31 protein-coding genes are annotated in these 21,608 nt (G+C 34.3%); 3 read left to right on the top strand and 28 right to left on the bottom strand.

Annotated elements, in window-relative coordinates:
- Window positions 1-42: 42 nt before the first annotated feature.
- From HMPREF1532_RS12460 to HMPREF1532_RS12395, 15 genes are all read right to left on the bottom strand, one after another.
- Entirely contained in the window at window positions 43-1,191 is a 1,149-nt protein-coding gene (locus tag HMPREF1532_RS12460; RefSeq protein ID WP_005929967.1) for a PD-(D/E)XK nuclease-like domain-containing protein, read from the bottom strand.
- Complete coding sequence (locus HMPREF1532_RS12455; protein WP_005929966.1) at window positions 1,181-1,645, bottom strand: hypothetical protein; 465 nt, start codon at window positions 1,643-1,645, stop codon at window positions 1,181-1,183. Before HMPREF1532_RS12455 ends, HMPREF1532_RS12460 begins: the two co-directional genes overlap by 11 nt.
- Before the next feature lie 42 nt (window positions 1,646-1,687).
- The gene (locus tag HMPREF1532_RS12450; protein ID WP_005929965.1) at window positions 1,688-1,870 is read right to left on the bottom strand and encodes a hypothetical protein; all 183 of its coding nucleotides are present in this window, start codon (window positions 1,868-1,870) and stop codon (window positions 1,688-1,690) included.
- Window positions 1,857-2,213 carry a hypothetical protein gene (locus HMPREF1532_RS12445; RefSeq protein WP_005929964.1) on the bottom strand — a complete coding sequence of 119 codons (357 nt, stop codon included), beginning with the start codon at window positions 2,211-2,213 and terminating at the stop codon, window positions 1,857-1,859. Before HMPREF1532_RS12445 ends, HMPREF1532_RS12450 begins: the two co-directional genes overlap by 14 nt.
- Before the next feature lie 2 nt (window positions 2,214-2,215).
- Entirely contained in the window at window positions 2,216-2,554 is a 339-nt protein-coding gene (locus HMPREF1532_RS12440) for a hypothetical protein (RefSeq protein ID WP_148301712.1), read from the bottom strand.
- 32 nt (window positions 2,555-2,586) lie between these two features.
- Entirely contained in the window at window positions 2,587-2,775 is a 189-nt protein-coding gene (locus tag HMPREF1532_RS12435; protein ID WP_005929962.1) for a hypothetical protein, read from the bottom strand.
- Window positions 2,772-3,038 carry a hypothetical protein gene (locus HMPREF1532_RS12430; protein WP_005929960.1) on the bottom strand — a complete coding sequence of 89 codons (267 nt, stop codon included), beginning with the start codon at window positions 3,036-3,038 and terminating at the stop codon, window positions 2,772-2,774. Before HMPREF1532_RS12430 ends, HMPREF1532_RS12435 begins: the two co-directional genes overlap by 4 nt.
- Before the next feature lie 84 nt (window positions 3,039-3,122).
- Window positions 3,123-3,311: a hypothetical protein gene (locus HMPREF1532_RS12425; protein WP_005929958.1), complete on the bottom strand. Its 189-nt coding sequence runs from the start codon at window positions 3,309-3,311 to the stop codon at window positions 3,123-3,125.
- A 12-nt stretch (window positions 3,312-3,323) separates the two neighbouring features.
- Window positions 3,324-3,494, bottom strand: a complete 171-nt coding sequence (locus tag HMPREF1532_RS21540) for a hypothetical protein (protein ID WP_005929956.1) — start codon at window positions 3,492-3,494, stop codon at window positions 3,324-3,326.
- Window positions 3,463-3,777, bottom strand: a complete 315-nt coding sequence (locus HMPREF1532_RS12420) for a hypothetical protein (protein WP_005929953.1) — start codon at window positions 3,775-3,777, stop codon at window positions 3,463-3,465. The genes HMPREF1532_RS21540 and HMPREF1532_RS12420 overlap by 32 nt, the downstream gene beginning before the upstream one ends.
- Before the next feature lie 27 nt (window positions 3,778-3,804).
- The gene (locus HMPREF1532_RS12415) at window positions 3,805-4,197 is read right to left on the bottom strand and encodes a helix-turn-helix transcriptional regulator (RefSeq protein WP_005929948.1); all 393 of its coding nucleotides are present in this window, start codon (window positions 4,195-4,197) and stop codon (window positions 3,805-3,807) included.
- Entirely contained in the window at window positions 4,197-4,454 is a 258-nt protein-coding gene (locus HMPREF1532_RS12410; protein WP_005929945.1) for a helix-turn-helix domain-containing protein, read from the bottom strand. Before HMPREF1532_RS12410 ends, HMPREF1532_RS12415 begins: the two co-directional genes overlap by 1 nt.
- 404 nt (window positions 4,455-4,858) lie before the next feature.
- Window positions 4,859-5,131, bottom strand: coding sequence for a hypothetical protein (locus HMPREF1532_RS12405; protein ID WP_005929941.1), 273 nt, complete (start codon window positions 5,129-5,131; stop codon window positions 4,859-4,861).
- A gap of 20 nt (window positions 5,132-5,151) precedes the next feature.
- Window positions 5,152-5,439 (bottom strand): hypothetical protein, encoded by a 288-nt coding sequence (locus HMPREF1532_RS12400; RefSeq protein ID WP_005929937.1) that lies wholly within the window; start codon window positions 5,437-5,439, stop codon window positions 5,152-5,154.
- A gap of 49 nt (window positions 5,440-5,488) precedes the next feature.
- Window positions 5,489-5,731 (bottom strand): hypothetical protein, encoded by a 243-nt coding sequence (locus tag HMPREF1532_RS12395; protein ID WP_005929934.1) that lies wholly within the window; start codon window positions 5,729-5,731, stop codon window positions 5,489-5,491.
- Between the two features lie 193 nt (window positions 5,732-5,924).
- Between HMPREF1532_RS12395 and HMPREF1532_RS12390 the strand changes: the two genes are divergently transcribed.
- The 3 genes from HMPREF1532_RS12390 to HMPREF1532_RS12380 are packed head-to-tail and all read left to right on the top strand — an operon-like array spanning window position 5,925 to window position 7,682.
- The gene (locus tag HMPREF1532_RS12390) at window positions 5,925-6,632 is read left to right on the top strand and encodes a S24 family peptidase (RefSeq protein WP_005929931.1); all 708 of its coding nucleotides are present in this window, start codon (window positions 5,925-5,927) and stop codon (window positions 6,630-6,632) included.
- Between the two features lie 6 nt (window positions 6,633-6,638).
- The gene (locus HMPREF1532_RS12385) at window positions 6,639-7,115 is read left to right on the top strand and encodes a hypothetical protein (protein WP_005929928.1); all 477 of its coding nucleotides are present in this window, start codon (window positions 6,639-6,641) and stop codon (window positions 7,113-7,115) included.
- Window positions 7,116-7,172: 57 nt separating this feature from the next.
- Complete coding sequence (locus HMPREF1532_RS12380) at window positions 7,173-7,682, top strand: hypothetical protein (RefSeq protein ID WP_005929925.1); 510 nt, start codon at window positions 7,173-7,175, stop codon at window positions 7,680-7,682.
- Between the two features lie 492 nt (window positions 7,683-8,174).
- On the opposite strand, the gene HMPREF1532_RS12375 is transcribed toward HMPREF1532_RS12380, so the two are convergent.
- The 13 genes from HMPREF1532_RS12375 to HMPREF1532_RS20930 all read right to left on the bottom strand — a co-directional run bounded on the left by HMPREF1532_RS12375 (window position 8,175) and on the right by HMPREF1532_RS20930 (window position 21,213).
- On the bottom strand, window positions 8,175-8,891 hold the full coding sequence (locus tag HMPREF1532_RS12375) for a hypothetical protein (RefSeq protein WP_005929922.1): 717 nt from the start codon (window positions 8,889-8,891) through the stop codon (window positions 8,175-8,177).
- Window positions 8,892-9,620: 729 nt separating this feature from the next.
- The gene (locus HMPREF1532_RS12370; RefSeq protein ID WP_005929917.1) at window positions 9,621-10,394 is read right to left on the bottom strand and encodes a WecB/TagA/CpsF family glycosyltransferase; all 774 of its coding nucleotides are present in this window, start codon (window positions 10,392-10,394) and stop codon (window positions 9,621-9,623) included.
- A gap of 16 nt (window positions 10,395-10,410) precedes the next feature.
- Window positions 10,411-10,980: a YdcF family protein gene (locus tag HMPREF1532_RS12365; RefSeq protein ID WP_227096982.1), complete on the bottom strand. Its 570-nt coding sequence runs from the start codon at window positions 10,978-10,980 to the stop codon at window positions 10,411-10,413.
- A gap of 217 nt (window positions 10,981-11,197) precedes the next feature.
- Entirely contained in the window at window positions 11,198-11,761 is a 564-nt protein-coding gene (locus HMPREF1532_RS12360; RefSeq protein ID WP_005929912.1) for a YdcF family protein, read from the bottom strand.
- A 495-nt stretch (window positions 11,762-12,256) separates the two neighbouring features.
- The gene (locus tag HMPREF1532_RS12355; protein ID WP_081623168.1) at window positions 12,257-13,228 is read right to left on the bottom strand and encodes an acyltransferase; all 972 of its coding nucleotides are present in this window, start codon (window positions 13,226-13,228) and stop codon (window positions 12,257-12,259) included.
- A 126-nt stretch (window positions 13,229-13,354) separates the two neighbouring features.
- Window positions 13,355-14,512, bottom strand: coding sequence for a glycosyltransferase family 4 protein (locus HMPREF1532_RS12350; RefSeq protein WP_005929903.1), 1,158 nt, complete (start codon window positions 14,510-14,512; stop codon window positions 13,355-13,357).
- A 43-nt stretch (window positions 14,513-14,555) separates the two neighbouring features.
- Window positions 14,556-15,647, bottom strand: coding sequence for a glycosyltransferase family 4 protein (locus tag HMPREF1532_RS12345; RefSeq protein ID WP_005929901.1), 1,092 nt, complete (start codon window positions 15,645-15,647; stop codon window positions 14,556-14,558).
- Complete coding sequence (locus HMPREF1532_RS12340; RefSeq protein ID WP_227096985.1) at window positions 15,644-16,744, bottom strand: glycosyltransferase family 4 protein; 1,101 nt, start codon at window positions 16,742-16,744, stop codon at window positions 15,644-15,646. The genes HMPREF1532_RS12345 and HMPREF1532_RS12340 overlap by 4 nt, the downstream gene beginning before the upstream one ends.
- Window positions 16,745-16,785: 41 nt before the next feature.
- Window positions 16,786-17,724, bottom strand: coding sequence for a glycosyltransferase family 2 protein (locus HMPREF1532_RS12335; RefSeq protein WP_005929897.1), 939 nt, complete (start codon window positions 17,722-17,724; stop codon window positions 16,786-16,788).
- A complete protein-coding gene (locus tag HMPREF1532_RS12330) occupies window positions 17,696-19,009 on the bottom strand; it encodes an O-antigen ligase family protein (protein ID WP_005929895.1) in 1,314 nt (437 codons plus the stop codon). Before HMPREF1532_RS12330 ends, HMPREF1532_RS12335 begins: the two co-directional genes overlap by 29 nt.
- A 4-nt stretch (window positions 19,010-19,013) precedes the next feature.
- Entirely contained in the window at window positions 19,014-20,132 is a 1,119-nt protein-coding gene (locus HMPREF1532_RS12325) for a glycosyltransferase family 4 protein (protein WP_005929892.1), read from the bottom strand.
- A gap of 53 nt (window positions 20,133-20,185) precedes the next feature.
- Complete coding sequence (locus HMPREF1532_RS12320) at window positions 20,186-21,046, bottom strand: glycosyltransferase family 2 protein (RefSeq protein WP_005929889.1); 861 nt, start codon at window positions 21,044-21,046, stop codon at window positions 20,186-20,188.
- Window positions 21,047-21,048: 2 nt separating this feature from the next.
- On the bottom strand, window positions 21,049-21,213 hold the full coding sequence (locus tag HMPREF1532_RS20930) for a hypothetical protein (RefSeq protein ID WP_259029964.1): 165 nt from the start codon (window positions 21,211-21,213) through the stop codon (window positions 21,049-21,051).
- Window positions 21,214-21,608 lie beyond the last annotated feature (395 nt).

Genomic DNA, 21,608 nt, shown 5'->3' with positions numbered 1-21,608 from the left:
AAACCTTTCGACCATCTAAGATTATTTCTATTCTTTTCATAATTATTCAAAATCATCAATAGCAACCGGATGGAGCAATTTTTGACTCCATTCCGGAAGCTGCATGTCAATTATTCCACGAGCACCTTCTTCCGCATTTGCGTCATAACCTGGGAAAAACTTCTTATCAAAGCAATCCTTTACAATAGAAAGTGCATAGTGATACTTATATTTGCCATTCGCCAAATCGTCCGGTGCCCAGAAAAGAACAGCAACATCATAGGGTTCAACTGTCTGTAACATAATCATTATCGTCACATTAAAGTCTCTGCCTGTTATACTGCTCATTACTTCTTGATACATACCTTCCGACAACTCATATTTGAGTTTGGCACAATCATAATAGAACTTACCGAGATCATCGGCTCGTGTGGTCTTAAAAGAAATTACGGCATTTACACCGATATTCTCTTTTACATTAAAATAATCCGGCCTTACACGTACATTTAATCCTGTTTCTCCATCTTTTCCGTAGAAAGAGACCTCGGAATAAGCACCTTTGAGTATCTGAGGAATTATACCGCCACCATACCAATAATAATTTCTTTCCAGAGCTTTTATTATCATGCTCATTTCTTCACTGATAAAAGAATATCCTAAATCTATACACTGCTGTTTTTTGTGATCCCGATAATCTTTTAAATCGTTGAAATTCCATCTTTCTGATGGGTGATCTTCTTCAACATCTGGAATATAATTCTTATCATTTGAGAGTAGGTCTTCGTAGAATCTTATCATACAGAGAACACCTTCTTTCGAAGATTGGCTACATTTAGGTTCTACCTTTACAAGCTCAAATAAACGTGGTTCTAAAAATGCCATGTGAGCAAAAGTTCCTAATTGAAAACATGGTCTTTCCTTTTCCTCAAAGACTCTTTCGTAGTCGTAATAGAAAGAACGAGGTGTTTTAAGTGCATTCTTTAAATTTGAAGATGATATATAGTCACTCTTCAGATAAAGTTCCATCGGATCACGTTTTACCAATCCGTTTATGCTAAGTTCTTTCAGGTCGATATTAATAGGAGGATTGTTGCAATTCAAGGAAATAAAATCAAGCATTTCCTCTTTGGTAGGGTAATCATCCGGATTATAAGCGGAAGGATTGAGTTCTTCACCTTCCTCACAATCGTTCAAATCAATATCATCCCACATCTGGCAAGTTTATGCGTAAAGGTTTGATAGACCAGTTATCAGAAGAATTTGCATTTGTCTTATTCTTCTTTCTGCCCATATATGTTATTTTTAGCATTGTACCTTTTTTAATTATGCCATCTTCAAAATAAGGTTGTAAAGCTCCAACCAACCTTACAGAGCCGTTCATTGTAGTAGTCAAATCACCATTTTCATTTTGCTCTGCAAATATGACACAATCCAAATCGATTAATTCACCATTGCTTTGAGACAATACCTTTTGAGGTTTGATATCCAAGAAAATAACTTTCTTAAATTCACCCGGATTAACAGGAGACCAATAATTACCACACAAATCTACAGGAAGTTCCTTTGCGTCTTTCAAAGAAGGAATATCCCCAGACAAATCAATTGTCTGTACGTCAAGAGAAGATTCTTGTTCTCTAAGAATCAAATCCTTTTCATTATTATCCATGATCGTAAAAATTTAAAGGGTTATATAATAGAATTATATTCATTACTGATTTATCTTAGTTATTAACTCGTTGTACTCCTTTATCCATTCAAGATTAATAGGCAGATCAGCGTTGTAATAACGCGCAATAACATCTTGTAAATCAGAAAGCCTTTTCTTATCGGCATTCAGATAGTAAATATCTTTAGGTATTATACCTAAAGGAGGACATTTAATCTTCTTCATATTTTATTAGTTTTACTTGTTCAACCAAAAACTTTCTAAAATCATTCTTGTATTGGCTGTGAATAATTTTATACTGCTGTGATAGCTTGGGCAGTTGCTTGTAACCTTTGCTATGTAAGAACTTGGCTATAAACTCAACCTTTTCACGGTTACTGAATCCTCTATCTTTGCACATGTTTGAGATGCATACATTCGCCTTGCTGGTAGGTTTCTTTTCAACAGGTGATACGTATTCGTGTCTGCCATAAGCATGTGTTCTTGGATAACCAACTGCTTCGCCTAAATACTCACCTGTGATGCAATCAAATTCACCACTAATTAAACTATCTGCTATTTCACCCATAATCAATTATTTTTTTTAATCAGTTTTCTGCCACACATCGGGCAAAAGTTAATATCAAAACCATAATATCCAGTTGCACTACCCCATGTTAACGGCATATCAATGTCTACGCATAGAATTTCACCATCATAACTTAAATAGCACTCATTAGATTTATGATCAATACCTCCAAGCTGCTTACAGAAATCACACCCACTATTATCTGTCGTAGGATGCTCTTCTGACCAAGTAGCTCCAGAACCAAACATGTTTATCATATCAGTTCTATCAAATCCCTCTAAGCCATTCAAATCATCTATGATAGAATTAGCTACCAATTCTATTTCTTCACCTCTATCCATAATATTCATATCTTGTTAGAGAGTTATGAAAGTTATTCAACTTCGCAGGTATAGCCATTTTCGCGCATATAATCTGAAATATCGTCTTTGGATATGGAATCCAGTAATTTAGTAGAATCTCTTCCATCTACTTCTGCTGTTATCCTGATATATCCATTTCCAGTCATACTGGTCTCTATTTGAACGCTTGTCGCATCCACATCTATTGATATTGTTTTCATACTTTAAAGTATTTTTTAGCCTGTTCCACGGTAAGGAAACCGTCATTCAAAATTTTTGCACATATCTGTGCTATTGAGTCGCTTTCGCATACTATTTCGAAAGAGAGAGGACGTTTGTCACCTATCACGATTCGCCCATCAACGTGACAGCCTATCGGATCGCCGTCCGTCAAAAGGGATTTAAGCCTTTCAATTTCGATCTGATACATCTCTATTTCTTTTATAAGATCTTTGTTCTCTTCTTGTAATTTCATCTTATCCATAACAATTTCATTCTTAAAGAAAAATCAACCTTTTTCAGTTGTTTTCTTGAAATCAACTAAAATCGATTGATTCTACATATTCTATTAAATATATCTTATTCTCAATAATACCTTTACAGGCCTGTCTACCATAGCAGAAAAAGCATCCAAGATCTGTTCTTTTACAATCTTGACAGGCTTAGAGATGATATCGTGATCTATAATCTCTAAAGGTACTTTCCGCCCATTATATGTGATAAGGGTGGCGGATTGTATGATGTAAGGTTTAATCATATGATACCGATATTACTTTGCAAGACCTTTCAGAATCTTACGGTAAAACCATACAGAATACAGGATACCGAAAACATTTATCCACAAATTCAATTTTCCTGTTTCCGGATCTACATCATTAAACATCAACAAGCATGGCAAAGCCAACAAGTTAAGCAATAGTACGTTCAGTATAATTTTCATTTTTCTTCTTTTTGGGAGATTTACGATATTTGATTATTGCATATTTCAAGACATCTGCTGCATTGCAGTACCACTTTCCATTTTGCTTGTTAGTTGGTTTATCGCTTCTGATCTTACCTTCTTCAATTAATTTTAGAAGTCTACCCAACCCTCCTACCATGCTTGCAGCTTTCCTTTGGCCGAAAGTCTCCCTATCCATGATGGCGAGAATATTCGCCAATCTCATATCCGGAGTACCATCAATAAGTATGTCCGGTTTTTGATTGTTATAAGGATATATCATGATTTAAATTAGTTAAAGCCATTGTTTTTAAGAAAGAAGGAAGTTTGATAAACTCAAATCAACATTCCGCCTACCCGTAATTCTAACTGAAATGGTATTACGGGCACGAGAAGAAAACCGAATTCTACGCATATCAAAGTAGCTACAAGTAATCTGTATAGTAAAAAAAAGGATTGAAAAAAATATTTCCAATCCGTGCTTCCTTATCTCTTTCAGATCAAAGTTCTTCTTCGCCCTGTCACATAGCAAAAATAAGGTTAGTTCAACATTGTTATTAATACCTAACTTTTTATGAATATCCCTTATCTGAGCTTTTATCGTCCACACAGATTTTTGTAAGACATCTGCGATTTCAACAGGAGTATGCCCCTTTGCCACTTCATTTGCTACTTGATATTCACATTGAGTCAAAGGTTCCATTAGGACAACCGTTTAACAAAGTATATTCGTTTCACCTCATCCGCCCCTATCACATCCCATTGCTTTTCACCCCATGAATCACGTTCCTTTGAGGATTTCACAGAGTATAAAGATGATTGCTTCACATTAGTAAATCCAAATATCTGCCCAATTTCCATCTCTTCAAATCCCGGTCTTAAGTCTGAGGTATACTTTGCGACTTCCATACCTCTGGTACGAAGTACATTTTCTGTAAGTACAGGTAATTTATTTGCCATAATATTTATTTTAGTTTATATATAATGTGCCCTGCCCGATTCTCACTACCGGATGCCAGTTACAAGCTGTCAACAGGACTTATAAAGCAAATACCACGATTTGCCGACCTTAGTCTAACTGTTTATTTTTACAACGATGCCTGTTTGACCCTTACAGCAGCATACATCGTTGTCAAGTTATGACTACTTTACATCGTCAGATTTCGTCAGAGGATAACTTGAAAACCTCAATTTTCCATTATGTCAAAGATCGAATTAACATAGTGCCTGTAGAAGATATTCTCTACGCCCCTACAGGCTAAATGACTTTTAAAATTTCCCCGGCTGGTATCCCTTGCTATCAGCGCTGAACATCGCAGGAGCCTTATGCCGGATTACAGGACTACCTTTTTGGAAATCTTAATTTATTTAGGCACATGGTCTATTCTCCATACTGGCATAAAACCAGCAGCAATATCGCTAAGTGAAAGATTCTTAATCGGAAGAAACAGCCCCTTTTCTTTTATCTGTAACTCGTTATGGTATTCGTCTTTTTTTATTTGAGCATCAGCCCAAGACATTCTCATTGCAAAATTCAAAGAGTAGTTATAATTGCGCACATAAATCCAAGCACGCTGTATGATAGCTTTCCTATTGTACTTACCATCAATTACCAGTCTATAATCTCTCTTTTCCATATTACTAATGTTACGTCAATTTATTTAAACACCTTAAGTTGGACTATCGCCTTTCTGCCCTGTAGATGAATAACATTAGTCACTTCCATCTGATAATCAGACCAACAGGTTCCTTGTATGAAAAGACCCAAAAGATCTTTGTATTCAGATTGATTATTCTTCCCGATTAACTTCACTATGCGGCTTATCTCTTCTTTTGAAAGTATTACAATTTCACCTTTGCGCGGAAACACTTCAAGATCTATCTCCACAGCCGTATCTATGTAAATTACATCGTTATCGGACATTACACATACTTGAACTTTCATAATAATCTATTTTACTTTGGTTCTATGATTCACGAACTTATTCATTGCATTAATCTCCTACATAATGTGCTCCATAAAGCCCAGTACTATTTTGATTATAGTAAGCCGAAGATGGAGTAGAGTTATTATTATAGTTAGTAGGCTTATAGTCTGTGAAATATTTACATGAGTAGTTTTTTGCTTCATTCCAAATACGTCTCAGGCATTCACCAAATGATATTCCTCTTTCTTTCAATGCGCGGAAAAGAATGTGCGCATCGGTCATTATCTTTTTCAAATTGTACTTTTTCATTGCCTTACCTATTTTTAGTTATGTAAATAATTTGGTTATCTCAATCAAACTTCTCATCTTTGCGATGTCGTTTGTTATTTGATGTTGCAAAGATAAGCATTTTTGCTTATTCCGCAAATATTAATTCGCATTAATGCGTATATTAAACAATTATTAACACATTTACATATAATCAATAAGCAATAATGCTCACATGGAAGTATTTGATAGAATAAAAGAGGTAAGAAAACACTTTTTCAATGACAGCAATATTAAATTTGCCGAGTTCATGGGAGAGAAAACTGGTACTACAAGTGGATGGGTAAGCGGAAGAAGAGGTATTGGGAAAAGCGTTTTAGATAAAATACTTTCAAAGATTCCTGATATCAATCCTACATGGCTTCTTACCGGAGAAGGTGAAATGCTCAATAATGCGAATCCCACACCTAAATACAACGAAGCAGTTCCCATCCAACAGGACGTAGTTTACATTCCTCTGGTGAATCAATTTGCATATGCCGGATATCTTGATGGATATTCAGATTGCACCTATTTAGATCAGCTTCCGAAAGTACCTTTTATTGTAGATCATGAAGGACATGGAAATTATATTGCTTTCGAAGTAAAGGGGGACAGCATGAACAACGGAACCGAAGAAAGCTATTTAGAAGGTGATAGACTGTACTGTCGTGAAATACAACCTCACCTCTGGGCTACATCTAAATTACATCTCCGTAAATGGGATTTTGTGATAGTACATGAAGATGGAATTGTAGTAAAACGAATTATAGATCACGATGTAGAGAACCACACTATTACAATACATTCTTTGAATGATATGTATCCAGATCGAGTTATTGATTTGTGCGATGTTAAACAGATATTTAATGTCATAGAGTCAGTAAGACCAAGAAGGAGATAAACAATCATGAGATATCTAAAAATAATTTCTATACTGTTTGGGATATTCCTATTTATAAGTTGCAGTAAAGACAATGAAGAAGTAGCTCCCATAACAACCAAGTATCTCGAAAGATTCGACTATATACAGACTTTCTATTATAGAAAAGCTGAAATAGTAAATCCACCTAACAACGTTAAAGTTGGAATTTTGACTTCCAGATGTAAAAGAATACATTATACAATCTATGATTATGAAGAAAATTTCAATTCTATAAGTCCTCCACAGGAGTTAATAGATAAAGTAGAAAGCCTTAACGGAAACAGCCAAGATAAAAATTCACAATATTATTTAGTAGCTGATATAAAATTTTGTTATTATGACGAATACACTATAAAGGATGTATCCTTGAAGAGTAATTGGGAGATAGCAATCGGAAGAATTGGAACATATTCTTTTAATGGAAATACACATAAATGTTTAATTATAAGCGGATGGCTTTAAACTATTATCAGAACTAATATCGAATAATAAATAATATAACAACAAGAACTATAAATTATGAGAATAGGGCTTTTACTTATCATTTTATTTTCTGCATTTAATTCTTACGCACAATTTTCACCGGGATATAGAAAAAAGATGATAGAGAAATATAACGAAATAATCGCCTCACAGGATACTATTTCATTCAATGAAGATAACCTTCCTTTCAATCCCAACATAGGAAAGAACACTTCTTTAGAAGGCATGTTAAAAGTTATAAATCTAAACATGTATGACAAATGTTCTCGTTATTCAACAAACTGTCAAAGTGCATCTATTGGTTTTGGAGCAATATCAGCTGGATTATTAATAGGTTATGGGTGCCTTTCTGAGAAATTCGAAATAAACAAAAATGAAAAAGTTAAAATGACAGGTAAAGCTAAAGGATTAGTTATTGGAGGAAGTATTTGTGCTGCTGCCGCCATAGGACTTCAAATAGCATCAATTCAATATAAGATAAAAGCAGGGAAATTTATCCGATTACACCTTGACGGATCAGGAGCAAATATGGTATACGTGTTCTAAATATAAAATATACATGCACCCACAATTTTATCTCATATATGCGCATATAAATAAGGAAAAATATTGAGTGTAATCAACGAATAAAAACCTATTTTTTTCCAAAACGAATCTTTGGAGTTTTTAAAATCCGTTGTAACATACTGAATAGCTGTCAGTTTACATATAAATAAGGTTCATACTGGCAGTGTCGAGGTGATCGGTTCGAGTCCGATACTCTCCACAAAAGCTGTTAATCAACAAATTAGCAGCTTTTTTTTCTGTAACTTATCTCAGTACTACTTCAAACTTAGCCGTAAAAGATTTGGTTTTAGATATCAGGAAAGATGCGTTAGCGATGAAGTTGAAGTAGGAATAAATAAAAAAGGAAGATAGTGTAAAAAGCTACCTTCCTTTAATTTCTTTTCCTGTTGGAATAAGTATTACAATATTATGTCTGTCATTATATGAAAAACTATAGTATCCAACAACATTCCTTATAATCGAACGATTTGATTAAAAACGGAAACCTATATAAAAACGGGGACCTGAAACTTTAAACTTAGTTTTTTCATCTGTATCCGAGCGGTCATATTTAACGGTCCCCCAACGCTTCTCCACTCCAACTGAAATAACTTTATAAGCTACGGAAAGACCGGAAACAAAGAAGCTGGCATATCCACCTGAATAATATTCATCGTCTGCATACATTCCTGCATAACTCGGTGCATAACGGAAATAAACACTGGCTTTCAGATTATCTATCGGATTTACCGTTACAGAAGGACCGATATGCATGCCTGCTGTAAAATGATAGGTGTCATCCTTTCCCCCTTCCTCATTATTCATTTCATATCCGGCAGCACTAATATCGAAATAGGTCCAGTCAAGACCAATCTTAATCATATTCAAGATAGGAGTCTTATGCAAATAAAATGTCTTTCCCAGTGTAATTGCAGCTCCCCATTCACTTTTAATAGCAGCATCAAAACCATCAATTTCAAGTTTTTCTTTGCTAAAACTAAAGTTACGGTACTTTCCACGCTTCCATACAGTCGCATTTTTGTCAACAGTTTCAATCTGTTTCTGTATGTTCTGCTGATTGGTTCGTAAATCTTGAATAACAGTAGTCAGCGAATCTATTTTTGCCTGTTGTAACTCCTCCTTAGAGGTTTGTGCATTTGCCGTGTAGCCAAGGCCGATAGCTAATAATCCTAATAAAAACGATCTCATATTATTTCTTCTTAAAATTAATTTGGCTGCAAAATTATTGTACAATTCATAAATTCACAAATTTATGAAAGAAATTAACTATTGTTTAAGCATTTACATTACAAATATTAAGATATTGTTCATTAATATTCTCCATTATAATTTCAAAATAAGTCTATTTTCTCCGTATCATTCTACAAATGCATTTACTTGGTGAAAGCAAGTATCCTTACATAAAATATAAATGATTTTCTCATGGTATAGTAATCTTTTGGAGTGTGATTTATGTATTCTCTCCAGTTTTTTGGAAGTAGTATTGTATCTGGTTCTTTGATTCTCATTATACCATTTTTATAGGATCATCATTGTAACCCACAGAAAATACAACTTCACGCTTCTTTATTCCATCTGACGCAAATCATAGCCTAGCCATTCTTATGTAAAAATGCTCTACAATTATAACTAATTTCCATCATATATTTTATTCCTTTATTTGTTATTTTGAAACAAATATGAAAAGAAAAAAGGTGGAGAGTAAGTGTCTATTTACTCCCCACTCTTTATTTAATCGTACAAAATTTATGTGCTATTAGAAAATAGAAATAAAGTTATAACATACTGATTCATAACACCATACAAAATCAATAAAAATCAGACAAAGTCAAATTATAAATCCCAGGCAGATCACCAAAACCCAATTAAAGCCTTGATTTTTATGTTTTTTTATTAGAGTTTTATCCTACTCCCCTATCAAAGAACAAGCCAAGTAGAAATCTTTGTTGATGATTCTTTTTTATGTTTCCTTTTCCACTCATTATATAATAAAGACGGAAGCGTATAAAGAATTAAAGCACATCGCTGTATTTGCTTTTTAGGTTCACTAAATATTCGATAGACAAACTCTCCGTGTAATCGGACGATCCAGCCAGGAGCACGTCGTACGCTACACCCACTATAAAATTTAAAAACAGCTCCAACAGCAATCATTACTCCTTTCCGTAAATGTGGTTGCAGTCGATTCATGAAAATTTCTTGTTTAGGAGCTCCTAATGCAATCCAAATAATTTCTGCCTTATCTTTCTCTATCATTTGAGCAATATTCTGATAGTCAAAATCTTCCACATCACAGAATGGCAATTCATAAAATGTCATATTATCAATACGCTTATCTATTTGAGACAAATTAGACCGTAGTCCATTCAATATCGTTTGTGATGCTCCCATAAAAAACATCCGATATTTTTTTTGATGAACAAGATCTCTAAATATATCACTCCCGGCATATTGAGAACGCTTTATTCCATAAATCCAACGAAGATAGATTGGTACATAACTACTATCACAAATAGAAAACATACCGTTATTAACCACATGCATATATTCTGCATCGCTATTAACTGTATTTAATATGACCCCATCGGCTACACAAACATAACCAGAAGAGCTTTGTTGAAGCTGTTCCTCAACTGCTGCCAAAATACGAACTTTATCAAACTCGTAATTGATATTAAAATATCGTTCCATAAAATGAATAAAAATGTCAAATATACCCTACGAATGAATAAACAATATCCCCTATTTGCTCATTCAACAGTTCCTGCCATTTCATTGCGGCTTCCCAATCCGGATAAAAAGAGCGATGATTTATATTAGCCGGCCTTATGTAAGTGTTTACCGGATACATATCCAAGTGTATCCCAATTTTAGCAAAGCATTTCAAACTGCGTTTCATATGAGTAACGGAAGTAATAAGTACACATTCCTCTTCTGTTATTCGCTCTGTTTCAAGAATACTCCGAACATATATTACATTTTCACGTGTATTTCGAGCCTGTTGTTCAAGGAGAAAAACAGAACGAGGTACTCCCAACTCTTCCATATAGTTAAGAAACAATTCTTTTGTAGAGGTCCCATCTTTCTGAATAATGGAAGTAGGATCACCTGTAATCAAAATCCTTTCTACAACCCCTTTCTTCCAAAGCCTCACAGCTTCCCAAATTCGGTCTGCCCGATCAAGTTCATATTGCATTTGCCCGGTATTTCTATTCATAGAAGCAAATCCTCCCATCACGATAGCAAGTTTATATTGTTTTCCCACTGAGATTGTCATTGCACTGTATTCTTTTACAGTTAGATATTTTACATAATCTACCAGTAAATTATTAGTAAAAATTAGAAACAAAGCAATACAACTGATCAAGCACGCCTTTTTCCTGCGCCTTCTCTTAAACAAACAAAAGCCTATCAACAAGAAAAACATCCAACTGATAGGTGAAATAAGAAAGAAGTTTAGAAATTTGCTAAGTTCAAAAAACATAATTTCATTTTTAGATATAACCTTTTAGCCAATAGACCATAATGCCACCCCATTCGTATAACAACTCTTCCCATTTCTTTAAAATCCTTATATCCGGTTGCCACCAATTGCCAGATATCATAAGAGGTTTTCTTGCATCTACGGAGAAATAATCTATATCGATTCCTTGCTCGGAGAAGCATTTCAAACTACGTCCAACGTGTGATGCCGTTGTTATTAAAAGACAATCCGGTCCTGTAATCTCTCTCTGTTTAAGAATTTCCGATGTGAAAAGGACATTTTCGTATATATTCTTCGATTGCTGTTCAAATACAAAAACTTCCGGAGGAACTCCGGCATACTTTTTCATATAGCACAGAAATAGATTCTTTTCTGAGGTTCCATCTTTATGTATGTTTGCCACCATATCTCCTGTGATCAGTATCTTCTCCAGATGTCCTTCTTTCCATAAACTGATAGCTCTCCACAATCTGTTTCTCATGTCCGGCCTGATTCCATTCTGAGTTCTATTTTCACTATACATCACGTAGCCTATTTTTCCGGTAAATTTATCCATGTATCCGAATCCTCCCATTATGATTCCGATTTTATATTTCTTACATGGATTCCATTGAGGGGTGATATAAGACTTGTCATTCCAATAGCAGACGTAAGAGTAAAATAAGTTATTGGTTAAGAGATAGGAGAACAATAGACAAATGGCAATACACCGTTTAAATATCTTAGACTGTAGTTTTAACACGATTATTAAATATACTCACTCTCAAAGAGAATATTCATTAATATTACAATTAATGAATATTTCTACCTTTACTACTATACACCATTGTCACATTTTATGGATATTCAGTTAATTTCTCGTAGAGCAACTCCCCGTTCCTCGTAGAGTTTCACCCGATTTCTCTACGAGAAACGCTCCGAAACTCTACGGGAAAATATAGAAGTTTATACAATGCTAATAATCAATATTTTACAAGCGAACCAACAGGTTATATTTTTTTACCATTAAATAATCCTTTTATTCTTCCTTCTTCCATTTACATGTATCTGAAATATCAACAAATTCCACTCATCTTCTTAATATTCTTTCCTTTAACCATGCCACAGCAAATGATGAAATAAACACAAGCGGAACAAGTATAAAGAAATATATTCCAAATTGAGACTGATTAACGAAATAATGTTCTTTAAAATATGGATAATAAATTGCATCGAAAATATAGCAGCACAGATACATATCCAATGATAAGACGGATATTTTAGCCAGTATTTTTTTATTCATTTTAGAGTGAATATCCAATTGATAAAACAGTAAGAAAAACAATACGGCTATTGGTATTCCGAAAACCCCATTGGAACTTCCACATATTTGTACTAATGTATGATTATGGATAAATATAAGATTAAAAATAGGATTTATCAAACATATACCCAATATGATCATCCATGCCCATCCTTTTCTTATTGTTGGTTTATATTCGTGTATATAGGCTCCTATAAAGTAGAATGTCAACGGAAAACACTGTTGCCAAAAACCGGGAACTAAATGTACTCCATATCTGTTCAGAAGATCGGGTAGTGCAGTCATTATGTATAATGTACCTATAAGTATTAATTTCTGTTTCTGGTCAGGTATCGCTTTATATAATAGATTCAGAAAAGGGGTCAGCAAAAATAGTCCGATCCACATTTCTATATACCAACCGTAGGGGATGGCAGAGAAATCTAATACTTTTAATCCCCATTGTATCCACGACAGGCTTTCATGCAGATAATATTTTCTGAATATAATTGTTATTAATGAAAACAGTAGGTAGGAAATAATGACCCTGACACCTCCTTTATAATATTTCTTGTTGATTGATTTATTGGTATTCAGATAACCGGTTAATAGAAGAAAGAGGGAAACGCCTATATAGAACAAGAAGCTGATTGTTGCTTGTATGAATAAGGAAGTTCCTTCGAAAGTACTTGTTTTGAAAGCTGTATGTAAACTGAAAAAATGTCCTGCTATTACAAATAATATGGCACAACTTCTTATAAAATCTAATCCTACATTACGAGTTTGGCATAGGTTTTGTCCCCCCCTCTAATGGTGTCGACCTTTTTTGTATCATTACTTTTGTAAATTGCTATTTTCATTAAAATCTTGGGTTATTTATTAATGTCATGAGTTTTTTAATTTACTGAACAGAGTTTCCCATTGCTTATAGACAACTTCCGAATCATAATGCTTTTTCAATTTTCTGAAAGCCTTCTCTCCCAATTCTTCAGTCAGTGTCTGATTGTTCCACAGTTCTGCTATTTGCTTATCCAGATCATCTGTATTGCCCGGTTCGAATAGTTTTCCTATTGCATTTTCTCCTTGACCGATAATCTCAGTAAATCCTCCATGATTGGATGCTATTGCCGGTTTTCCATGACAGGCGGCTTCCAATATGGCCATTGGAAATCCTTCATAGCATCTACTCGGTATTACTATAAATCGAGCTTTCTGTATGAATTCTAATAATTTATCTTTCTGGAGATAACCTGCAAACTCTACATTACTTGGAATATCTGTGTTTTTCTGTTCTCTTTGAGCCCCGGCAAAACGAAATTTTATTTCAGGATGTTTTCGGGCGACTTCTACTAATAAATCATACCCTTTTTCATAGCTTAGCCTTCCAATATAGGCTATATACCCTCCGGTAGTAGGAGTGTAGGAACAAGGAGCGTCAATACTATTGGGAATTACAGTAATCTTATTTTTATCATATCCGGTTTCTATTAATTTCTTTTTCTGAAACTCAGTGATACAAGCGAACATATCTACATTTTTCAGATATGCTTTGGTCCAACGTGCATACACATTTCTTAGCGTATATCCTATAGATTTGAAAATGGAATGTTCACAATTGTACTTGATGCAACTCCATTCATTTTTTCTGTCCAGACATTGTTCACAAGGTTTCCCATTACGCATAAATAGTCCGGTAGGGCATATTAGGCGAAAGTTATGTACGGTCATTACTACTGGAATACCTGCTTTCTTACATTCGAAAAGAGCAGCCGGACTAATAAACGGATATAGATTATGCACATTTATTATATCCGGTTTTTCTTTGAGTAATATTTCTGCCATTCCTTTCACCCCTGAGTGAGAATATATTCCAGCTGTGAATCCCTTTATTTTATCAGATATTGTATCTCTCGCCCCTTCAGTTGTCAAACGGTAAAAACAAACGGTGTGGTTGTGGCTTTGAAGCATGGCAGCCATTTTGTCTACAACTGCCTCTTCACCACTATATTTTCCGTAATTATTGTGAACTAAAAGGATTTTCATTACTTCTATGAATGTTTGAATAGATATGCTTGTTTTATTATATTTAATTATTTAGAATTTGTTTTTTATAGTCTTGGATTATATTGTCCCATTGAAACATCTTTCCCTTCAAAAAATTATTTTCCCCTGTTTTATCAATGATAGATTGATCTTTATATAGTTTATCGAAGAGTATTGCTAATTCATCTTGATTTCTAAAAAAGAACCCATTTTTGCCGGTTGCTATAATGTCAGGAGCTACTCCAACGGCAGTTGTTAATATACATCGCCCTAATACAAAAGGTTCCACAATACTTTGACCGAATGTCTCACTGTTGCTTGATACGATTCCAATGTTACTTTGTAAATACAATTCTTTGGTTTGTCGTTTAGAACATAGGCCTGGAAAAGAAATACGATCTTGCAGATATAATGCAGAGGCCAATTCTTTCATATCTTCCCATAAAGGACCATTTCCTGGCAATATCATATAAGACTCACTGTCTTTATTTTCATGAATATGTTTGGCAAAGGCTTTGATAATCAGATCTTGGTTCTTACCATTTCTAAATTGAGCGGGAAAAATGATTTGTAGACCATTTTTAGGAGTGTTGGGACGTTTGTCTTGAAAAAACATGTCTGCGACCCCTAAAGGCAGAATTATAATTTTATATGACAGGAACCGGAATTTCTTTTTTAGATATTGGCACATACAAATCACTTTGTCTGCAAAAAGAAAAAGTGCCGTTCCTATAATGAATTGTGCCATTATGGATTTAATAAAACTATTGTGCCTGAATCCATGTAGTGTGTATATTATTTTAATTTTTTTTAAAAAGTACAATTTTAATTTGACTACTGCAATTATTGCCAATTGCCAATTGTTTTGTACATGAACTAATCGTATGTCTTCTGTTTGGATTATCTCTTTTATATCGTTAACCAACCGGAAAAAGTTTTTATGATCATCCAATCCATGTATGCGTTTAAGCTGAATCTTTTGAGCAATAATTTGTTCTTCCAATCCTTTTTCTTGATTTTTTTCACCTGCAACCGGATATACATTTATGTCATTTCGATGTAAAGCAAGGAGCTGATCGGTTAATAATGTACTAAGCCCTATCTTATAATCTGAGGCAAAGAATAATATGTTCATGATTTTAAATCGTTGAAAAGTGACACCCATTGTTTCATGATGTGGTCTATGTTGAATTTATATTTTGTCTCCATGGCTGCTCTTATGCCATATTCTTCTCTTAATTTCTCATCTTTCATTAGCTTTTGTAGTTCATATGCAAAATCGTTGATGTTTTTATTTTCAACTAATATACCGTTGATACCATTTTCTATAATTTCTGATGGCCCACATGGGCATTTAAATGCAATTGCCGGTAAACCGTAAGACATTGCTTCCATTAATGCCATACTGAAACCCTCGTATCTGGATGGAAAGCAAAAGATGCTACTATTTAAATAAACTGATTGAATATTAGTCGTTGCAGGATACATATGTATTGTTTTATGCAACGAGTATTGCTTTATTTTACTATCTAAAGCTGCATAGTCCGGTCCATCACCATAAATATTAAGTTCCCATCCTTCAATGTTTTTGCATACGACATTCCAAATATCAACCAACATGTCAAAACCTTTTTGTGGACACAATCGTCCTATAGCCAATACTTTTTTTGTGTGTATATTTGCAGTCTGCTCAGCAATAAAAGGTAAAGGATTATATATTACCTTGATGTTTTTTAACGGATACCATGTTTTTTGATCTTCTTCTGTCAATACGACGAAACGGTCGTAATGCGATGCTGCTTTGAAATCTCTATGATCTAAATAGTAGCTAATCATTCTCTTTGCTATTCCTGCATGGTTACTTTCATTATGTAACTTTCTGAATTTTTTTGAAAAATGTAGTTCGCAAACTTTTTTACTTCCATCCTTTATTTTATACAGAAAAGAGACATCATGTGTGAACATCGACACTACAATGTCTGGTTTGAGGTGAAATAATAATTCTTGTAATTTCTTTTTGTGTTGCAATTTCTTTTTTAGTACCATTATCGTTTTTTTCCATAAGGAGATGTTTTCTATTTCTTTATAATGAATGTCTAAATTATAAAAATGGATTTTAGACGAAAATTGGTAATGGTTATTTTGAGAAACCGGTTCTGTCGTAATGACTGATATATCCCACCCCACCACATCAGCCAGATAGTTAGCTTTTACAGACAGTACTCTTTCCATTCCTCCCGAATTGTGACAGGAAGGTATACAATATATAATTTTCATCGATTCCTTAATGTATTAATAATATGCGAAGCTGCTTTCGTGGGAATAGTAGCTAATAATAAGAAAATGTATGGTTTTATATCGTAAGGATTATATTTTATTGATTTGAGCGCACACTTCATAGCTGGAATCTTATGATTTAACATAATGTTTATGGAAGCTCTCATTTTATACCAGAAAGAAATATAACGGGCAATATTTTTTTTACATTCAATATCTTTTTCTGTAAGATATAATTGCTTTAAAGAGGTACCTACATAATCTTTTGTAGATTGTAAATCTTTGGGCTCGTTACTTTGCTGCGGTTTCGTATTAATATAATAGTAAACATATGCATTTTTGTTATAAGCAATCATTCCCACAGTAGACAATCGTGCCCAAGTTATCAAATCTTCGCCGGAAGTTACATTTAGGGGAAAACCTCCGATTTTTTGAATTATTTTCTTTTTGATAACAATGGCCGAGCTACAAAGTGGAGGGTGTGAAACGCAAGCCACTTCAAAATAATTATTTAATATTCCATCGTTTTCTTCAAATGAAAGTTTTTTGATGATCGTAGGTGATATATCATGTTTTTCATTAACAAATTCATAATTGCAAGCAAAAATGTCACATTCCGGATATTTCCTGTACAAGTTATATTGAACTTCCAGATATTTACTTTTCCATTCATCGTCTGCATCCAAAAAAGCAATCAACTCATACTTCGCTTCTTCTATTCCTTTGTTTCGAGCTGCCGATACTCCTGCATTTTTTTGATGAATCAATCGTATGCGCGAATCTTTTACCTTCTCTACTTCTATTATACTGTTATCTATACTTCCATCATTTACAATGACTATTTCAAAGTCTTGAAAAGTCTGTGCAAGGATAGATTGTAGTGTCCTTTTTATTTGCTTTTCTTTATTATACAATGGTATTACAACTGAAATCATATCTCTTTCCTTTTATAAGTCCTAACATCATTCCATAAAATCCGAATGGATAAGAAAGTGTAGCCATTGAGTAATTTACTACGTTATCAGTGTACATAGTCAAAGCGACTCCTGCGATACTACTTCCGGCTACAATTGCACACATCTTTATAGCTATACTATTCTTTTTATTATATTCTATAAAACAATGCGTGATAATACTGCCAATGACCAATAGGTATAATACAATTCCAATTAATCCATTGTCACATGAAATTTGAATATAATCATTATGTGGCACTTGTAATCCTCCAAAAATAAAATTAGAGTACATATAATTTTGCACACTTCCCGTACCGGAGCCAACTATTTCTTTATGATTATAAAAACGTTTTTGTAAATGTTCCCATAAAGAGAATCTGGCATTGCTGTTGATGTCGTCTTTTGAAACCTTTCCTTGCTGAAATTGCTCTATACTAATGTTGCTACTTTCCTTAAACATTTTTGTTTTCATACTGGGAATTGTGAATATTGCAATGACGAAAAGCAAAACAATTCCTAAAATTACGGGAACTGATTTTATTTTGTATTTAAAGAAAAAGAATGTCATTAAGGCTATTGTTGTCCCTATAATACTAGTACGGAATACCCATAAAATACAAGGAATTATAAACAGAACACATAATAATAAATCTTTTTTATCTTTTCCACCATGATAGTATAACGCTAAGGAGAATATACACATGGATATGTAATGTATACTTCGTGCCGTTCCATACCAAAATACTCCCGATACTAAATAATTCATCAATGGAATGAAAGAAACCCCGATGGATATGATAGCTACCATTCTTGCCCCTAATCCAGCCTTAATAAAAACTTCTTTATTTCTAACCGCCGTTGACGCTGAAAGCATAATTAATAGTGGATAACTATATTTCAATATGACACGGAATCCATAAACGAGAGATGTCGTATAGCTCAATCCTATAATCAGCCAAATTACATAAATCAAATATAGAATGACCGTAATACTACATTGAGGCTTTCTTTTTACTATAAATAATTCGATGATGCAGAAAGCCTCCAGTACCATCAACCGGATAGCCATCAAGTCTAATACTCCGGGAGCTGAGAAAGCCAATAGACCGGTTGAGAATGTGAGTATCCAGAATAACTCCGGTCCGTCCAACAATAATTTTTTCTTTTTATTCAGGGGATGAGTGATTATTCCCTGTCTTGTGAACAGAAATTTTGCCCCCATCACTGTGATAATCAGAAAGTATATATAGTTTAAAAAGTACATGAATCTAATTTGTTACTTTTTCATACAGATCATTGAATAGCAGAGTGTATTGGTTATTCCCAAATTGCTCTACATAACGTGTCGCCTTCATAGAAAGCATTTTCATGTCTTGAGGATGTTCCAATACATAACAAACCTTTTTTGCTAAATCCTCTGTGTTCTCTTGTTCATGTAACAACCCTACCTCTTTATCCTTCACGATTTCCGAAAGTCCCCCTGTCTTTGATGCTATTACTACGCATCCTCGTGCCATTCCTTCAATGGCTGTCAGTCCGAATCCCTCACTGCGCGAAGGTATTAATAAGACGTGTATTTTGTCATAATATGCTTGCAGTTGACTCTGATCTTTTCTGCCTACCCATGTGATGTACTCGCTAACATGTAAATCTTTTGCTTGCTGTTGCATAAATGCTTTCAGCGAACCGTCTCCAACTATCAGTAAGCGAGTTTCCGGATATCTTTCTTTTATTCGTACAAATGCCGGAATCACTAAATCGCCCCCCTTGATTTTTTCCAACCTACCCACTACCCCCAAAGTAACAGGTGAGGAGAAATCACGTTGTTCTTCTCGTATCTTTATATATGAGGGCAATACATTGTAGATGGTGAAATGGTTCACCTTTTGTATTACTGTTTTTTGTGTGTATAGATTGGATTTACCAAAAAAAGACATTTCCGCTACTTGCGTAATACAAGTAAACACTCGTACACAATACCTTTGAATGAAGTGCACCAATTTTAGATTTGGATAAATATCGGCTGCTGTATGTGCAGTAGCGATGATATTTTTTATTCCAAACAGACGCAGTAAAAGAATGGGAATAGCACCGGGAGCCATATACTGTACATGAGTGATATCCGGTTTGCTAATCCGTATCATTTGCTTCAGCCCCTTGTATAAAAAGATAATTCCGTTTATTCCTCCAATCCGTTTTCCGGTCACACTCAAACATACCACTTTACTTCCTGCCTGCTGATAGCGAGACACCATATTCGGAGTATGTTCAAAATAACATACGGTAGTTACTTGATGTCCACCTCGTATTAAAGCTTCCACTAAGTTTAGGGTTTGTATTTCAGTGCCTCCTGTCAATAGGCAGGGAATACAGATTAAAACTCTCATCAAAATTTATTGTTTTTAGAATAAAGGTATAAATTCGTGAAATGATAATTTTGCTATCTTAATAATTTAGTGTCGTCTGATTTCAATTTATCAAGAACAATAATTCTTTTTTTCAATCTATTTCTCAAATGTAGTATACGATTGAGAATTTTGAAGGGAAAAACGATTATAACCTTTATTATAGGGTGATATTTTAACCAACAAAAAGAGTTAAATACCGATTCTTCATTAAATAGATCGTAGTCGTCTGCCATTTTAGGAAATCTGTTTCTGAGGAATTGTACTTTTTGTACATCTTCTGTTGAAGATGAAGTCGAACTTATACCAAAACAATTAAATTTAGAAACTGTAATATCATAATACTTGTAACTACAGTTTTGTACAATTAACGCGTCAACGAAAAAGCACCAATCAGATATGATTCTGTAATTTTCATTATAGCCACCCAGTTTGTTTAATAATTCTCTCCTGATAAATGTACCCGGATGAGGTAGCGAGCCATTGATGAAAGTAAAAAGAGAAATGTTGTGGGGTGGGAATTGATACCATTTCTTTGTGTGAGAATATAATTCGATACCACCAGATATGATATCTTCTGTAAAAGACTGACTGAACAAAACTTGTAACACATCCGAATCGTATAAAGAGTCTCCGGAATTTAAAAAAAGGCAATATTCTCCTTTTGCTAAATTTAAACCTTTGTTCATGGCGTTATAAATGCCATGGTCGTTTTCTGATATCCATTGGTTGATATGATTGGCATTCTGTTTGATAACTTCCAGACTACCATCCGTAGATTGACCGTCTATAATGATATACTCATAATCGGTAAACGTTTGCGCTATCACGCTACTAATGGTTTCGGACAGACCGTTCTTATTATTCAGATTGATTGTAATGATAGATAATTTCATATTCAGTTCTTGGAATGTGTCTTGGCTTTGGCTGCAATACCTGTAACGATGCTGTCAGGAGGAGTGCTATGTACAACGATACTACCTGCTCCTATAATTGTATGATCACCGATATGAACATTTCCAATGACGATTGCTCCGGTACAGACTGACACATTATTTCCAATTATCGGTCTGTTTTCGTTCAGTGATGTGTCTTTCTACCCAATGTTGTGAGGTGCCATATCTGACAGTTTTCCCCTATTGATTGTGCATTGACAACACATGAATATCCATGCCAAATTACGAGCCCTTTGCCTATTTGGGAAGACGGAGTATGGAAATATAGATTATTTTGTCCTCGTGCAAAAAGAGAGAGGTAGTGAGCTCCTGTTCTATGATAAAACAGACTCCTGTATTCTGGGAACATATTTAATAAGAATAGAAAACCTCTGATTCCTTTTTTCTGAAATCTATTACGCGATAACCACATATCTCTTTCATAATCAAGAACGGTATGTCGTATACGTGAATGATAATATACAAAAATATGCGGAACAAATCGTAAAGATGCAAATAGGGA

Source organism: Bacteroides salyersiae WAL 10018 = DSM 18765 = JCM 12988, from assembly GCF_000381365.1.
In the GTDB taxonomy this organism is placed as follows: domain Bacteria; phylum Bacteroidota; class Bacteroidia; order Bacteroidales; family Bacteroidaceae; genus Bacteroides; species Bacteroides salyersiae.
Note: the sequence above shows the minus strand (reverse complement) of the source record. Positions and strands in the feature narration are given on the sequence as shown.

What these genes read in the sequence shown, in the direction of transcription:
- HMPREF1532_RS12365 (WP_227096982.1), bottom strand. Translation starts at nt 10,980, where the DNA reads ATGACAATCTCAGTGGGAAAACAATATAAACTTGCTATCGTGATGGGA.
- HMPREF1532_RS12455 (WP_005929966.1), bottom strand. Translation starts at nt 1,645, where the DNA reads ATGGATAATAATGAAAAGGATTTGATTCTTAGAGAACAAGAATCTTCT.
- HMPREF1532_RS12410 (WP_005929945.1), bottom strand. Translation starts at nt 4,454, where the DNA reads ATGGCAAATAAATTACCTGTACTTACAGAAAATGTACTTCGTACCAGA.
- HMPREF1532_RS12335 (WP_005929897.1), bottom strand. Translation starts at nt 17,724, where the DNA reads ATGATTTCAGTTGTAATACCATTGTATAATAAAGAAAAGCAAATAAAA.
- HMPREF1532_RS12345 (WP_005929901.1), bottom strand. Translation starts at nt 15,647, where the DNA reads ATGAACATATTATTCTTTGCCTCAGATTATAAGATAGGGCTTAGTACA.
- HMPREF1532_RS12450 (WP_005929965.1), bottom strand. Translation starts at nt 1,870, where the DNA reads ATGAAGAAGATTAAATGTCCTCCTTTAGGTATAATACCTAAAGATATT.
- HMPREF1532_RS12360 (WP_005929912.1), bottom strand. Translation starts at nt 11,761, where the DNA reads ATGGGAGGATTCGGATACATGGATAAATTTACCGGAAAAATAGGCTAC.
- HMPREF1532_RS12405 (WP_005929941.1), bottom strand. Translation starts at nt 5,131, where the DNA reads ATGGAAAAGAGAGATTATAGACTGGTAATTGATGGTAAGTACAATAGG.
- HMPREF1532_RS12400 (WP_005929937.1), bottom strand. Translation starts at nt 5,439, where the DNA reads ATGAAAGTTCAAGTATGTGTAATGTCCGATAACGATGTAATTTACATA.
- HMPREF1532_RS12340 (WP_227096985.1), bottom strand. Translation starts at nt 16,744, where the DNA reads ATGGAAAGAGTACTGTCTGTAAAAGCTAACTATCTGGCTGATGTGGTG.
- HMPREF1532_RS12330 (WP_005929895.1), bottom strand. Translation starts at nt 19,009, where the DNA reads ATGTACTTTTTAAACTATATATACTTTCTGATTATCACAGTGATGGGG.
- HMPREF1532_RS12320 (WP_005929889.1), bottom strand. Translation starts at nt 21,046, where the DNA reads ATGAAATTATCTATCATTACAATCAATCTGAATAATAAGAACGGTCTG.
- HMPREF1532_RS12430 (WP_005929960.1), bottom strand. Translation starts at nt 3,038, where the DNA reads ATGGATAAGATGAAATTACAAGAAGAGAACAAAGATCTTATAAAAGAA.
- HMPREF1532_RS12435 (WP_005929962.1), bottom strand. Translation starts at nt 2,775, where the DNA reads ATGAAAACAATATCAATAGATGTGGATGCGACAAGCGTTCAAATAGAG.
- HMPREF1532_RS12420 (WP_005929953.1), bottom strand. Translation starts at nt 3,777, where the DNA reads ATGATATATCCTTATAACAATCAAAAACCGGACATACTTATTGATGGT.
- HMPREF1532_RS12415 (WP_005929948.1), bottom strand. Translation starts at nt 4,197, where the DNA reads ATGGAACCTTTGACTCAATGTGAATATCAAGTAGCAAATGAAGTGGCA.
- HMPREF1532_RS12380 (WP_005929925.1), top strand. Translation starts at nt 7,173, where the DNA reads ATGAGAATAGGGCTTTTACTTATCATTTTATTTTCTGCATTTAATTCT.
- HMPREF1532_RS21540 (WP_005929956.1), bottom strand. Translation starts at nt 3,494, where the DNA reads ATGAAAATTATACTGAACGTACTATTGCTTAACTTGTTGGCTTTGCCA.
- HMPREF1532_RS12395 (WP_005929934.1), bottom strand. Translation starts at nt 5,731, where the DNA reads ATGAAAAAGTACAATTTGAAAAAGATAATGACCGATGCGCACATTCTT.
- HMPREF1532_RS12385 (WP_005929928.1), top strand. Translation starts at nt 6,639, where the DNA reads ATGAGATATCTAAAAATAATTTCTATACTGTTTGGGATATTCCTATTT.
- HMPREF1532_RS12325 (WP_005929892.1), bottom strand. Translation starts at nt 20,132, where the DNA reads ATGAGAGTTTTAATCTGTATTCCCTGCCTATTGACAGGAGGCACTGAA.
- HMPREF1532_RS12390 (WP_005929931.1), top strand. Translation starts at nt 5,925, where the DNA reads ATGGAAGTATTTGATAGAATAAAAGAGGTAAGAAAACACTTTTTCAAT.
- HMPREF1532_RS12375 (WP_005929922.1), bottom strand. Translation starts at nt 8,891, where the DNA reads ATGAGATCGTTTTTATTAGGATTATTAGCTATCGGCCTTGGCTACACG.
- HMPREF1532_RS12460 (WP_005929967.1), bottom strand. Translation starts at nt 1,191, where the DNA reads ATGTGGGATGATATTGATTTGAACGATTGTGAGGAAGGTGAAGAACTC.
- HMPREF1532_RS12445 (WP_005929964.1), bottom strand. Translation starts at nt 2,213, where the DNA reads ATGGGTGAAATAGCAGATAGTTTAATTAGTGGTGAATTTGATTGCATC.
- HMPREF1532_RS12440 (WP_148301712.1), bottom strand. Translation starts at nt 2,554, where the DNA reads ATGGATAGAGGTGAAGAAATAGAATTGGTAGCTAATTCTATCATAGAT.
- HMPREF1532_RS12370 (WP_005929917.1), bottom strand. Translation starts at nt 10,394, where the DNA reads ATGGAACGATATTTTAATATCAATTACGAGTTTGATAAAGTTCGTATT.
- HMPREF1532_RS12425 (WP_005929958.1), bottom strand. Translation starts at nt 3,311, where the DNA reads ATGATTAAACCTTACATCATACAATCCGCCACCCTTATCACATATAAT.
- HMPREF1532_RS12350 (WP_005929903.1), bottom strand. Translation starts at nt 14,512, where the DNA reads ATGAAAATCCTTTTAGTTCACAATAATTACGGAAAATATAGTGGTGAA.